Origin of the sequence: Vitreoscilla sp. C1 (assembly GCF_002951955.2) — a bacterium.
Lineage (GTDB): Bacteria > Pseudomonadota > Gammaproteobacteria > Burkholderiales > Neisseriaceae > Vitreoscilla > Vitreoscilla stercoraria.
On sequence record NZ_CP019644.2, the window covers coordinates 2,035,564 to 2,048,011 of the forward strand.

At 43.9% G+C, this 12,448-nt stretch carries 12 protein-coding genes and 1 tRNA gene; 6 read left to right on the top strand and 7 right to left on the bottom strand.

The genetic code is table 11. The features are described 5' to 3' along the window. Nucleotides 1-351: 351 nt before the first annotated feature. The 3 genes from leuS (at nucleotide 352) to ADP71_RS10015 (ending at nucleotide 5,007) form a co-directional block, all read left to right on the top strand. Nucleotides 352-2,976, top strand: coding sequence for a leucine--tRNA ligase (gene leuS, locus ADP71_RS10005; RefSeq protein WP_171461134.1), 2,625 nt, complete (start codon nucleotides 352-354; stop codon nucleotides 2,974-2,976). Nucleotides 2,977-3,054: 78 nt separating this feature from the next. Continuing rightward, nucleotides 3,055-3,393, top strand: a complete 339-nt coding sequence (locus ADP71_RS10010; RefSeq protein ID WP_104932110.1) for an energy transducer TonB — start codon at nucleotides 3,055-3,057, stop codon at nucleotides 3,391-3,393. A 24-nt stretch (nucleotides 3,394-3,417) separates the two neighbouring features. After that, nucleotides 3,418-5,007 carry a phospholipase D family protein gene (locus ADP71_RS10015; RefSeq protein WP_104932111.1) on the top strand — a complete coding sequence of 530 codons (1,590 nt, stop codon included), beginning with the start codon at nucleotides 3,418-3,420 and terminating at the stop codon, nucleotides 5,005-5,007. Between the two features lie 50 nt (nucleotides 5,008-5,057). Here the strand turns inward: ADP71_RS10015 and ADP71_RS10020 are convergent, their stop codons facing one another. The 5 genes from ADP71_RS10020 to wrbA all read right to left on the bottom strand — a co-directional run bounded on the left by ADP71_RS10020 (nucleotide 5,058) and on the right by wrbA (nucleotide 8,215). Then, complete coding sequence (locus ADP71_RS10020; RefSeq protein WP_155970346.1) at nucleotides 5,058-5,708, bottom strand: toxin-antitoxin system YwqK family antitoxin; 651 nt, start codon at nucleotides 5,706-5,708, stop codon at nucleotides 5,058-5,060. 66 nt (nucleotides 5,709-5,774) lie between these two features. Further along, on the bottom strand, nucleotides 5,775-6,338 hold the full coding sequence (locus ADP71_RS10025; RefSeq protein ID WP_040755446.1) for an RBBP9/YdeN family alpha/beta hydrolase: 564 nt from the start codon (nucleotides 6,336-6,338) through the stop codon (nucleotides 5,775-5,777). A gap of 107 nt (nucleotides 6,339-6,445) precedes the next feature. Next, a complete protein-coding gene (locus ADP71_RS10030; RefSeq protein ID WP_019956999.1) occupies nucleotides 6,446-6,655 on the bottom strand; it encodes a hypothetical protein in 210 nt (69 codons plus the stop codon). Between the two features lie 199 nt (nucleotides 6,656-6,854). Next, nucleotides 6,855-7,583, bottom strand: a complete 729-nt coding sequence (gene nfsA / locus ADP71_RS10035) for an oxygen-insensitive NADPH nitroreductase (RefSeq protein WP_171461135.1) — start codon at nucleotides 7,581-7,583, stop codon at nucleotides 6,855-6,857. A gap of 26 nt (nucleotides 7,584-7,609) precedes the next feature. Beyond that, nucleotides 7,610-8,215 (bottom strand): NAD(P)H:quinone oxidoreductase, encoded by a 606-nt coding sequence (gene wrbA / locus ADP71_RS10040; protein ID WP_019956997.1) that lies wholly within the window; start codon nucleotides 8,213-8,215, stop codon nucleotides 7,610-7,612. Between the two features lie 80 nt (nucleotides 8,216-8,295). Between wrbA and ADP71_RS10045 the strand changes: the two genes are divergently transcribed. Continuing rightward, nucleotides 8,296-9,537, top strand: a complete 1,242-nt coding sequence (locus ADP71_RS10045; protein WP_104932113.1) for a YihY family inner membrane protein — start codon at nucleotides 8,296-8,298, stop codon at nucleotides 9,535-9,537. Between the two features lie 47 nt (nucleotides 9,538-9,584). Here ADP71_RS10045 and ADP71_RS10050 read toward each other — a convergent pair whose 3' ends face one another. After that, nucleotides 9,585-10,238 (bottom strand): OmpA family protein, encoded by a 654-nt coding sequence (locus ADP71_RS10050; protein WP_019956995.1) that lies wholly within the window; start codon nucleotides 10,236-10,238, stop codon nucleotides 9,585-9,587. A 195-nt stretch (nucleotides 10,239-10,433) separates the two neighbouring features. Here ADP71_RS10050 and ADP71_RS10055 point away from each other — a divergent pair. Both ADP71_RS10055 and ADP71_RS10060 read left to right on the top strand, forming a co-directional pair. Next, nucleotides 10,434-10,524: transfer RNA gene (locus ADP71_RS10055), tRNA-Ser, on the top strand. Nucleotides 10,525-10,753: 229 nt separating this feature from the next. Further along, the gene (locus ADP71_RS10060; RefSeq protein ID WP_104932114.1) at nucleotides 10,754-11,284 is read left to right on the top strand and encodes a DUF805 domain-containing protein; all 531 of its coding nucleotides are present in this window, start codon (nucleotides 10,754-10,756) and stop codon (nucleotides 11,282-11,284) included. Here ADP71_RS10060 and ADP71_RS10065 read toward each other — a convergent pair. After that, nucleotides 11,191-12,444, bottom strand: coding sequence for an IS256 family transposase (locus ADP71_RS10065; RefSeq protein ID WP_104931213.1), 1,254 nt, complete (start codon nucleotides 12,442-12,444; stop codon nucleotides 11,191-11,193). The genes ADP71_RS10060 and ADP71_RS10065 overlap by 94 nt on opposite strands. Between the last annotated feature and the right edge of the window lie 4 nt (nucleotides 12,445-12,448).

Here is a 12,448-nt window from a genome sequence, read left to right on the forward strand (position 1 = left end):
CCCCCTTGGATTAAATGGCTTCTTTTTTATGCCCATTTTTCAAATTAAATATAAAGCCTACAGCATAAAAATAACGAACAAAATCATCGCAAATCATTGAAAATAAAAAAATCTTACTATCCTTAACAGCAATTAATACTCATAAGCGTATTATAAATTCCATCGCCTCTCTGCTCCGAGGTTGGCGATTGAAGTGAGTAAGACGTTTTCCCCGCAATGAATTGACCACCTAATGGCTTTCTCCCTTGGCTTTAGGTGGTTTTTTTTGTGTTTTTGTTTTGCAATCCACCTAGCTTGCTGAAACTGTTATACTTCTTGCTTTAGTCCGACTATCTAGTGAACCCAATCACCATGCAAGAAAATTACCAAGCTTCAGCCATTGAATCGGCTGCACAAAAATTGTGGGATGATGCCCGCTTGTTCAATGTCGAAATCGACGAATCTAAGCCTAAATACTACAGTTTATCGATGTTTCCTTACCCATCTGGCAAGTTACACATGGGTCATGTGCGCAATTACACCATCACCGACGTTTTATCACGTTACAAATTGTTGAATGGTTTTAACGTGATGCAACCTATGGGTTGGGATGCTTTTGGTTTGCCTGCTGAAAATGCAGCGATGAAACACCAAGTAGCCCCTGCGGCTTGGACGTATTCCAATATTGATTACATGAAAAAGCAATTGCAATCTTTGGGTTTTGCCTTGGATTGGGAACGTGAGATTGCCACTTGTACGCCTGAATATTACAAATGGGAACAATGGTTGTTCACCAAGTTGTTCGAAAAAGGCGTGGTTTACAAGAAAAATGGCGTGGTGAACTGGGATCCGGTTGACCAAACTGTGTTGGCCAATGAGCAAGTGGAAAACGGTCGTGGCTGGCGTTCGGGTGCGTTGATTGAAAAACGCGAAATCCCAATGTATTACTTCAAAATCACCGATTATGCCGAAGAGTTGTTACAAGACTTGGACAAGTTAGAACACTGGCCTGAACAAGTCAAAACCATGCAACGCAATTGGATTGGCAAATCTCGCGGCATGCAAGTTCGTTTTGGCATTGCAAACGACAGCAAAACTGGTTTGCCTGAAGGTTGGAACGAATATTTGCAAGTGTACACCACCCGTCCTGACACGTTGATGGGCGCAACTTATGTCGCAGTAGCCGCAGAGCACCCATTGGCAACGGCTGCTGCCGAAGGCAATACAGAACTGCAAGCGTTCATCGCTGAATGCAAAGCAGGTTCAGTTGCCGAAGCAGACATGGCAACCATGGAGAAAAAAGGCTTGCCTACAGGCCGCTTTGTCGTGAATCCATTGAATGGCGACGTGTTACCTGTATTTGTAGCCAATTATGTATTGTTCAGCTACGGCGACGGTGCGGTGATGGCAGTACCTGCACACGACGAACGTGATTTTGAGTTTGCCAAAAAATACGATTTGCCGATTAAAACCGTAATTCGCCCAAGCGAAGAGGAAGCGTTGGCAGAACCTTTACAGGCCGCTTATACCGAGCATGGCGTGTTGATTAACAGCGGTGAATTCGATGGTTTGGATTTTGCTGCCGCGTTTGATGCGATGGCAGCCAAACTCGAAAGCTTGAACGCTGGCGCACCGAAAACCCAATTCCGCTTGCGTGATTGGGGTATCAGCCGTCAACGCTATTGGGGTTGCCCAATTCCTATCATTCATTGCCCTTGCTGTGGCGATGTGCCTGTGCCTGAAGACCAATTGCCAGTGATTTTGCCTGAAGATGTGGTGCCTGATGGCGCGGGTTCGCCATTGAACAAAATGCCTGAATTCTACGAAACCACTTGTCCTAAATGTGGTGGTGATGCCCGTCGTGAAACCGACACCATGGACACCTTCATGGAATCAAGCTGGTATTTCGCGCGCTACGCTTCGCCTAAATGCGATACTGCCATGGTCGATCCTGCGGCTGGCAAATATTGGATGGCGGTAGATCAATATGTTGGTGGTATTGAGCATGCGATTTTGCATTTATTGTATGCACGTTTCTTCACCAAACTCATGCGTGACGAAGGTTTGTTGAATGTGGATGAGCCGTTCACCCGCTTGTTAACCCAAGGCATGGTGGTGTGCGAAACTTACTACCGCACAGGCGCCAATGACTCCAAAGAATGGATTGCGCCACAAGACGTTGAATTGGTGCGCAATGACAAAGGTCAACCGATTTCAGCCACGCTGATTGCCGATGGTTTGCCAGTTGAAATTGGCGGCATTGAAAAAATGTCCAAATCTAAAAATAATGGCGTTGACCCGCAAGCGTTGATTGATGAATATGGTGCAGATACAGCACGTTTGTTCATGATGTTTGCAGCGCCTCCTGAACAATCTTTGGAATGGTCAGATAACGGTGTAAAAGGCGCTTACAACTTCTTGCGTCGTTTGTGGCGCACAGTGTTTGAATTCCAAAAAGGTGGTTTGGTCACGGCTTTTGCTGGTAACCAAGACGCTTTGGATGCAGGTCTGAAAGATTTGCGCTACAAATTGCACACCACCATTGCCAAAGTCAGCGATGATTATGGTCGCCGCCAACAATTCAATACTGCCATTGCCGCAGTGATGGAATTGATGAACACATTGGACAAAACCGATACATCAAGCGAACAAGGTCGCGCAGTGGCGCAAGAAGTGTTGGAAAACATCATGCGTTTGTTGTGGCCGATTGTGCCGCACGCTTGCCAAGCTTTGTGGCAAATTTTGCGTCCTGAAACCAACTTATGGGATGCCGCTTGGCCGACAGTAGACGAGGCGGCTTTGGTCAAATCGGAAATTGAAGTGATGGTTCAAGTCAATGGCAAATTGCGTGGCAAAATCACCGTTGCGGCCGATGCCAGCAAAGAGGCTTTGGAAGCTGCCGCTTTGGCAAACGAAGGCGCAGTGAAATTCATGGAAGGCAAAACACCTAAAAAAGTGATTGTCGTACCAGGTCGCTTGGTAAATATTGTCGTGTAAGTCAGGAATTGACTTTATGATAGCAGCGTCCTGTAAGTTTACAGGACGCTGTATTTATTCATTGTACGGAACACCAATATGAACATTAAATATCGTATTTTAGTAACCGCCCTAGCTTTACCATTATTATGGTCACCTATGGCTCATAGCGCCAATAACAGCGATTTAAGCGTGGTTTACACACCCAAATTGTTTTATCCCAATGCCGCAAGATTGGCCAAACAAGAAGGCTTGGTGGTGATTTTGGGACAAGTGAATGCGCAAGGCAAAGTCACTCAAGCACACATCAAAACCAGCTCAGGTCATGCCGATTTAGACCAAGCAGCTTTAAAACAAGTCCAAAAAACCCGTTTTAAGCCCTTACCACAAGGTCAAGACAGCGCTGATTTTGAACAACCCATTCAATTTACACTTTAATGTAAAGAATGGATTGATTCCTATATGCCCGCACGATTTCATTTTCTAAATACCCACCCACGCCATTGTCTGAGTATTGTTCGTTCATTGTGGCTGATTTTAACGCTGCATTTATTAAGTGCTTGTGCAAGCTTACCGCCAGCCATTGCGGTTACCGAACCGGTTCAACACATCACCACTACCAACAGTCAACTGGCACAAGTCATTCACTCATTGCGCCAAGACCGCCAAAATCTCACAGGGATTTATCCGTTATCAGACAGCCATGATTCGTTTGCGGCACGAGCCAATTTGATTCATTCGGCAGAATTCACTTTAGATTTACAATATTATATTTGGCATAACGACACTTCAGGCCGCTTATTAGCGCAGGCTTTACAACGTGCCGCCAATCGAGGCGTGAAAGTGCGTTTGTTATTGGACGACAACAATACCGATGGTTTGGATTATTTTTTAAGTGATTTGGATGCACATCCGAACATACAAGTGCGCTTATTCAACCCTTTTCACCATCGCAAGATGCGCTGGATGGGCTATATCACGCAATTTGAACGCTTGAATCATCGCATGCACAACAAAGCGTTTATTGTTGACCAACAAGCGGCTATTTTAGGCGGACGCAATATTGGAGATGAATATTTTGGTGCGGGCGATGGCACGATGTTCATGGATTTGGATGTTTTGGCAGTAGGCAAAGTCGTTGATGACATCAATCAAGATTTTGAACGCTATTGGCGCAGTGAATCCAGTTACTCTTTAGAGCAAGTATTACAACACCGTTCTGTTGCACCGCCACCAGTGGCATTAAGCCCACACCAACAACAAGAACAACAAAATCAAAAACGCAATTATTTAAACCAAGTCGCACAATCTGATTATGCCAATGCCTTGCGTGAGCAACGCTTGCCATTGCAATGGTCAGATGTTGCATTGGTCTCTGATGACCCAGCCAAAGCCTTACAAAGTTTAGGCGCCACGCCAACACACAATATCGTCAATGATTTGTCACGCGAACTAGGTGACCCCAAAGAACAATTATTAATCGTATCGCCTTATTTTGTGCCAACTAAAAATGGGACCAAAGAGCTGGTTCAACTGGCAAAAAATGGCGTTCACATCACCATTTTGACCAACTCCTTAGCCGCAACCGATGTGGCACCTGTGCATGCAGGCTATGCCAAATACCGCAAACCTTTGCTCAAAGCAGGCATTAATCTTTATGAACTCAAGCCCAGCATCATCAAACCCATGATTTTCAAAGACCGTGGTTTGACTGGCAGTTCTGGTTCCAGCTTACATGCCAAAACCATTGCCATCGACAACCGTTCAATGTTCATTGGTTCTTTCAATATGGACCCACGCTCTGCCAATGTGAATACTGAAAATGGTGTTGTCATTCACAATCCACAACTGACCAGCCATTTCAAAGAAACCTTACTCAATAACGTGCCTAGCAATGCCTATGAAGTACAATTAGACAGCAACGGACGTTTGGTGTGGTTAGAACATGGCGATTATGCTGCGATGGTGTATCAAAAAGAGCCTCAAACCACATGGATGAAACGATTTTGGATCAGATTTCTGTCCATTTTACCGATTGAGCCTTTGCTATAAATCCATCAAACGTCCTGTAACTTTACAGGACGCTTGATAAAAATATGCCATCATTGTGCCAAACGCATGATTTCCAATTGATTTTGTTGGTCTAATTTTTGCAATACTTGCAAAAATTTTGGCATATCAGCCACTACAATAGGCTGCTGAGCCTCACTCCAACCTTCCACATTGACCAAACGATTGCTGACATATTCTAAATTCGCAGCAAGTTTGCCATCTGAATAAAAATATTGGCTGCGACCATGCAACATGCCTTGGTCAAATTGATTGACATGAAATACCGTACCGTTTGGATAATAAGCAGTACTGCTACCAACCAATTTTCCTTTGTCATACAAACTGTTTTCCAAACGTGCACCATTGGCATAATACAAAGTCACTTCACTGTCTGTATGCTGGTTGTCAAAGACCTGCAAAGCCTCTTTATTGGTCACTTTCAAAGGATCACTTTGTTTTTGATCATTGCGACTGTAAAAGTCTTGCACGATAAAATGATTATCAGTGGTCGTACCCAGTAATTTGCGATAATAACCATTGGCTACTTTTTGATTGGTAACACTGCCATCCAAATTAAAATGTGCCACCACTTCCTCTTGTTTCACTGCAATTTGTCGATACGCATCATTGTGCATACTGCTTGTGCTGCTACACGCAGCCAAGCCCATTGCCACCGCCACTACTAACATCCATGTTTTCATTGTTCAACCCTTGATTTCCAATGCCACTACATCATAACCAATGTGTCCATCATCGTCATGTATTGACTATGTGTTTGCTTGTAAAGTTTGCGCCAACCACTGTTTGGCTTCAGGCAACACCACACACCCATCTTGCTGCGTAAAATGCCCATAGCCTTGCAAACGGATTAAAGCGGCCTGTAAATGTTGGCTCAAACGTGCAGTAGCTGCGGGCAAAACATCGGTATCATCTTCTGAAAGCAATACCGTTGTTTGTAACGAAATATTCTGTAAAAATGCCCAAGGCAAATCATATTGATTGAATTCATCCAACTCAGGCAATAAAGCTAATTTTTCTGCAAATCCTGCAACCAACAACAAACCACCCAAGCGTGCGCTGGAAGCTTGTTGTGACAAAAAATGCAAAGTCGCCACACAGCCCAAGCTGTGCGCCACAATATAAGTCTGTTCATCCACATCACCAATGGCTTGCTGCAAAGCCTGTTGCCACTCAAGCAAACTGGGCATATGTGAGCTTGGCAAAGCAACAATATGGCTGTTAATGGCAGGAAATTGCTGACACAACCATTCAAACCAATGATTTTGTGGATGGGCTTGATAACCATGAACAATAAACAAACGGGATTTCATAAAAGCAGCTTTCAAAACAAAATACCGCTTGATGATAACAGGGATGAGCCCCATTAAAAGGATTGAATCATGCTATCGAAATTGCTATTGGATATATTAAACAACCATCAAATTAAAAATAAAAAAACGACCAATGGCACAACCACTGCCAAACACCATTGCCATTGATGGGCCACTGAAGCAGATTCCGAGGGTTGGGATGAACCCAATCTTCCATTCAAACTCACACCATGGGCTACCCAGCCCTGCCGCACACCCAAACCTATGGCAAAAACAGCCATCAGCAACATGCTCAGCATGAGAAATTTATTTAACATTCAATACCTTCATGAGATGAATGGAATTTCACAAAAAATCATAAACAAATGCAATGACTTCAATCTTTTGAGATATGGATGCAAAAAACATGCCAAAACAATAAAAATAACCGTAAGTCTATTAATTCATCATTCACGCATCGCATAAAAAAACCGTGACTTAAGTCACGGCTCCATGATGTGATTCTTTATTTTCACTTTAACGCTTAAACAAGCCTTGCTGCTGTAAAAATGGCAACATATGCGGGCGCACAGGTTTACACAAAGTCTTGGCAATCGCATCTTGCCATGTGGCGGGCTCTGCGCCTCGCTCCACATAATATGCTTTTACCTGTGCTTCATAAGCAGCAACAGCATTTAAATCTTGTACTTGATAAGTATTTTCACTGACAAACAATGCCGTTGGCAGTTTTGGCTTCATGTTGGGATTTTGTGCAGGATAGCCCAAACACATACCAAACAAAGGAACGGTTTTTTCAGGCAAAGCCAAAATTTCAGCCGCCTTCACCATATCATTGCGCAAAGCACCAATATACACACCACCCAAACCCAAAGACTCTGCCGCTAATAACACATTTTGCGCCATGATGCCTGCATCAATCGCACCCATAATGCCCACTTCTGCCCAATCGGTTTGTATGTTTTCAACCAACATGCTATGTCTTGCTACATCCAACACAAATACCCAAAATTCAGGTGCTGATTCGACATAAGCTTGATTGGCACACACCTCACGCAGTTGCTGCCGCTTATGTTTATCAGTAATGCGAATAATGTGAGTGGATTGTAAAAAATTAGAAGTCGCTCCAGAAGACGCTGCCGCTAACAATGCATCACAAATTTCTGCTGTCACAGCTTGTTCGGTAAATGCTCTAATGGAACGATGATGCAATTGGGTGGTTAAAGTTGCCTGACTGTTCAAATTCATATACTCATACCATATTAATAGGTGAATTAATGCTGTTTGCCCATTTCCAATTGACGGGCAGTTTGCGCCAAACGCACGCCTTGAGAAAACGCCACTTTTTTCTCTTCAACACTCAAAACAGGATTGCCATTAGCACCTGCCACATGCGATGCACCATATGGTGTGCCGCCTGTTTGAGTGTGACTCATATCCGATTGGCTAAATGGCACACCCAAAACCATCATGCCTTGATGTAATAAAGGCAACATCATCGTCAACAAAGTCGACTCTTGACCGCCATGCATGGTAGAAGTACTGGTAAAAACCACAGCCGGCTTACCAATCAAATCCCCTGATAACCACACACCACTGCTACCATCCAAAAAATACTTCATCGCCGCAGCCATATTACCAAAACGGGTCGGGCTACCCAAAGCCAATGCCGCACATTCACGCAAATCATCCATCGTGGCATACGGTGCACCACTGCTAGGAATATCGGCTTGCACTTGCTCACATACCGTAGAAATTTTCGGCACAGTGCGCAATACCGCTTCACAGCCTTCTACACTTTCAATACCTTTGGCCATTTCTCGTGCCAAATTCAAAACACTGCCATTTTGGCTGTAATACAAAACCAATATTTTCAACATGAGTCTACCTTCTTCATCTATTTCAATGCGATACAGATAATACGCTACAATGCAGACTTATGTGTATTTCAGGACGCTTTATGTTGAAATCCTTCATCGCCCAATCTTGGCAATGTCTGACTGAGCAACGCTTGTGGCAGTTTGCGATATTCATCTTGAAGCGCTGCCAACAACTGCATTTATTTCAAGTTTCATCCAGCCTCACTTTCACCACTTTGCTCGCTTTGGTGCCATTTTTCACCATTGCATTGACGGTGATTTCCGCCTTTCCCATGTTCGAAGGCATTACCCGTCAATTTCAAGATTTCATCACCGACAATTTGGTCCCGCAAGCCAGTTATACCATTATCAATGAATATGTGTTCGGCTTCTTAGACAACGCTTCAAAACTCACCACCATCGGTATCATCATGTTGGTGGCTTCAGCCATTTTATTGATTAACACCATTGAAACGGCCTTCAATCAAATCTGGGGCACCACCAAACTGCGTCCTTGGCATACACGTTTATTGGTCTATTGGGCATTGTTAACCCTAGGACCAGTCATTCTAGGTTTAACCATTTCTCAACTAGGACGCTTAACCAAACAATCTATTTTTGCTTTACATTACCCAACTTGGGCATTGTTACTACAAGTTAGCATCTCTATTTTAGTCAATATGATTTTGTTATGGCTGATGTATCGTGTCGTACCCTCACGCTATGTTCCAGCCAAACATGCATTGGTAGGTGCTTTGTGGAGTGCGGTGATTTTAGAAATTGCCAAGCGCATATTCAGTTCTTATTTCGGACACGTCGGCAATTATCAAGTCATTTATGGCGCATTTGCGGCCGTACCTTTGTTTTTAGTTTGGATCAATGTTTTGTGGGCGATTTTGTTGTCAGGCGCCATCTTAACCAATGCTTTATCCTATTGGAAAGGCGACGCTTTCCACAGACATACAGGGCAACATGGGCGCTTTGATGATATTTTAAAAATATTGATTTTACTTGCCCAAGCCCATGATGAAGGCAAAATTTTACCCACGCGTTCATTTCGAAACCATATCAATATGGGTTATGACGAATTAACCGACATGTTAGAACAATTGCAACACTATGATTATGTTGCTCGCGACAATGATGGTTGGTTACTCAAAACCAATCCACAAAACATCGATTTACGGGCTATTTTTGAATTGTTTGTTTACAGGCCGCATGACAACCAACAAGACCAAATCGGGCAAATGGTACAAAATTTCATGCAACCGAGTATGGAAACATTGAATATGTCATTGGCTGACTTTATGAAGCACTCCAAAGTCCCAACCACGATAGTATAAAAAAAATGCCCAGAGATTTCTGGGCATTTGTCAAAATCAAAACACAATCAACGTTGAATAGGATTCACAGTGATTTCTACACGGCGATTTTCTGCACGACCTGCCACAGTATTGTTACTTGCAACAGGTTGGCGAGAGCCTGCACCAGCAGTCGTAATGCGATTAGATGCAACATTGCGGCTCACCAAATAATTGGCAACAGCAGAAGCACGATTGCGTGACAAAGGTTCATTAATCGCATCGCTACCAGTACTATCGGTATGACCTACAATATTGATAGTAGTATCAGTATATTGAGCCAACACGCTGCTGACTGAGTTCAAGCTAGAAGAAGCTGAACTGTTTAGTTGATAACTACCTGTCGCAAAAGTGATACTTTCTGGCATCACCAAACGAATTTCATCACCCACACGGTTTACTTCCACTTGGGTATTCGCCAAACTTTGACGCAATTGACGCTCTTGATGATCCATATAAGCGCCTACACCTGCGCCAATGGCGCCACATGCCAAAGCCGAATTACGCGCACCTTTACTACCATGAGTCAATGCACCCACAATACCGCAAGTCGCCGCACCACCCAAAGCACCCAAAACCGTATTGTTGCGATCCACTTGACCTGTCATAGGATCGGTTGCACAAGCACTCAAAGCCACTGCTGCAACCGTCGCCATCAAACTGAATTTTTTCCATGCTTTCATTCTAGACTCCTTGAATTATCGTATGCTTTTAATATATTGGCACTAATAACCATATTTCACAATAGCTATGTTTAGAAAATAAATCCTCATAATTAATTTCATAAAACCATTACAAGAGCTTAAAAATTATGTATTAACCATATTTACCCAAATTTTGCATAATTCTAAATTAACGGTATAATGCGCTTCTTATCTAGAGAGGTGGATGAGTGGTTGAAGTCGCACGCCTGGAAAGCGTGTATACGTTTATAGCGTATCGAGGGTTCGAATCCCTTCCTCTCTGCCAATATTACTAAAAGCGTCCTGTAAACTTACAGGACGCTTTTTTCATGCCTTTAACATTCATGTCATCACCATGGACACATCTTGTCCAACGTTGCTCTTACACTGCCTTTCAATCGCTTCTCAAAAGACGAACCATTAAAATACTTTTTTCATACGGCATTGCTACCGCCATATCAACACGCCATCTATAAAAACGCCATATGCATTTTAACAACACAAAAGGATATTCTATGAAAGGTCAAATTTTAGATTTTTCACTACAAAAAGGTGGCGGTTTGATTCAAGCCGAAGATGGCAAACGCTATTTGTTTCGTGCCTCTGAATGGCAGCATACCAATGATCCATCCGCGGGGCAGGTGGTTGAGTTTGTGGCAGCGGATGAAAAATTTGCCATTCAAGTACACCCTATTCTGACCATAAAAAAACCTTCACCTGAGCCAACTCAAAAAATTCAATTTGCACACACAGCGACTCGCACAGCCACAACCACACCCGATGCCATCAGCCTATGGCAACATGCAGTGACCGCCGTCAAAGACAAATACACCCAATTTACAGGACGTTCACGTCGCCGTGAATACTGGGGATTTTTCTTATTTTTCAATCTGATTTCTTTAGGGTTGTTGTATTTGGTTCTGGAGTTATTGTCAAATCTGGTGTATGGCATTCAGGCCGCTTTCTCTGTTGATTGCTCGTCTTCCTGCTTGCCATCTTTGAAGATGACGTTGTTGACCACCAAGGTCAATAAGTTGAATCCTTGAATCCGGCGCCAACGCTTTTGGGCCGTTTCCAATAATTTGTACACCATCGCCAAAGTGGTTTCTCTGGAACCGCAGTTTTTAGCCCGCTTACTACGCAATCGTACGGTAGCAAACGTGGATTCAATCGGGTTGGTGGTGCGGATGTGCGTCCAATGCACATTTGGAAAGTCATAGAATGCCAATAACTCTTCTTCATCCTTCACCAGTTTGTTAATGGCTTTGGGGTATTTGTCACCAAAGCGAGCCACTGTTTGTTTGAAGGCTTGTTCTGCACTTTCTTTGGTTTCGGCCATCCAAATTTCTTTCAAAGCCTCTCGCAATTTGCCTTGTACCGATTTGGGTACGGCTGCCAACACATTGGCCGTTTTGTGCACCCAACAGCGCTGATGTTTGGTGTCTGGATAAGACTTGGCCATGGCATTCCAAAAGCCCAACGCACCATCGCCGACCGCCAATTTTGGACTGGTTTCCAAACCCCTCAAACGCAAGCCTATCAACACTTCTGACCAACTGACTTCAGATTCCCGATAACCATCTTCAACCGCCACCAACTCTTTATGTCCTTGATCAGTCACACCAATGATGACCAGCAAACACAGTCTATCGTCCAATCGCACATTGCTGTAAATGCCATCGGCCCACCAATACACATAGCGTTTGCCCTTTAAATCCCGCTGGCTCCATTGCCGATGTTCGTCCGTCCAATGTTGCTTCAAACGACTGATGGTATTGGCTGACAAGCCTTTGGCCTGCTCTCCCAATACAGCCGCCAAAGCTTGTTGGTGGTCACCTGTGGAAATGCCTTTCAAATACAGCCATGGCAGCAATTCTTCGATGCTTTTGGTACGTTTCAAATAAGGCGGCAACAATTGACTGTTGAAACACACACCGTCACCACTGCGATCTCGTACCTTCGGCACTTTCACCTGTACATCACCAATGCCAGTCTGCACTGTTCGTTCCGGCAAATAACCATTTCTGACCAATGCTTGGCGACCATCGGGAAGTTTCTTGGGTGAGTGTTGCTCCAGCAAAATCTGCAATTCGGTTTCAACTGCTTTGGCAATCAACTCCCTGGCTCCCTGACGCAGCAAATCGGTCAATGGGTCATTGAATGTTTGCTGTGGTTGTACGAATGCATTTGGGTTAGAATCAGTCATGGCG

Excerpts from the sequence above, each read along its gene's own strand:
- leuS (WP_171461134.1), top strand. The coding sequence starts at position 352 with ATGCAAGAAAATTACCAAGCTTCAGCCATTGAATCGGCTGCACAAAAA.
- ADP71_RS10010 (WP_104932110.1), top strand. The coding sequence starts at position 3,055 with ATGAACATTAAATATCGTATTTTAGTAACCGCCCTAGCTTTACCATTA.
- ADP71_RS10015 (WP_104932111.1), top strand. The coding sequence starts at position 3,418 with ATGCCCGCACGATTTCATTTTCTAAATACCCACCCACGCCATTGTCTG.
- ADP71_RS10020 (WP_155970346.1), bottom strand. The coding sequence starts at position 5,708 with ATGAAAACATGGATGTTAGTAGTGGCGGTGGCAATGGGCTTGGCTGCG.
- ADP71_RS10025 (WP_040755446.1), bottom strand. The coding sequence starts at position 6,338 with ATGAAATCCCGTTTGTTTATTGTTCATGGTTATCAAGCCCATCCACAA.
- ADP71_RS10030 (WP_019956999.1), bottom strand. The coding sequence starts at position 6,655 with ATGTTAAATAAATTTCTCATGCTGAGCATGTTGCTGATGGCTGTTTTT.
- nfsA (WP_171461135.1), bottom strand. The coding sequence starts at position 7,583 with ATGAATTTGAACAGTCAGGCAACTTTAACCACCCAATTGCATCATCGT.
- wrbA (WP_019956997.1), bottom strand. The coding sequence starts at position 8,215 with ATGTTGAAAATATTGGTTTTGTATTACAGCCAAAATGGCAGTGTTTTG.
- ADP71_RS10045 (WP_104932113.1), top strand. The coding sequence starts at position 8,296 with ATGTTGAAATCCTTCATCGCCCAATCTTGGCAATGTCTGACTGAGCAA.
- ADP71_RS10050 (WP_019956995.1), bottom strand. The coding sequence starts at position 10,238 with ATGAAAGCATGGAAAAAATTCAGTTTGATGGCGACGGTTGCAGCAGTG.
- ADP71_RS10060 (WP_104932114.1), top strand. The coding sequence starts at position 10,754 with ATGAAAGGTCAAATTTTAGATTTTTCACTACAAAAAGGTGGCGGTTTG.
- ADP71_RS10065 (WP_104931213.1), bottom strand. The coding sequence starts at position 12,444 with ATGACTGATTCTAACCCAAATGCATTCGTACAACCACAGCAAACATTC.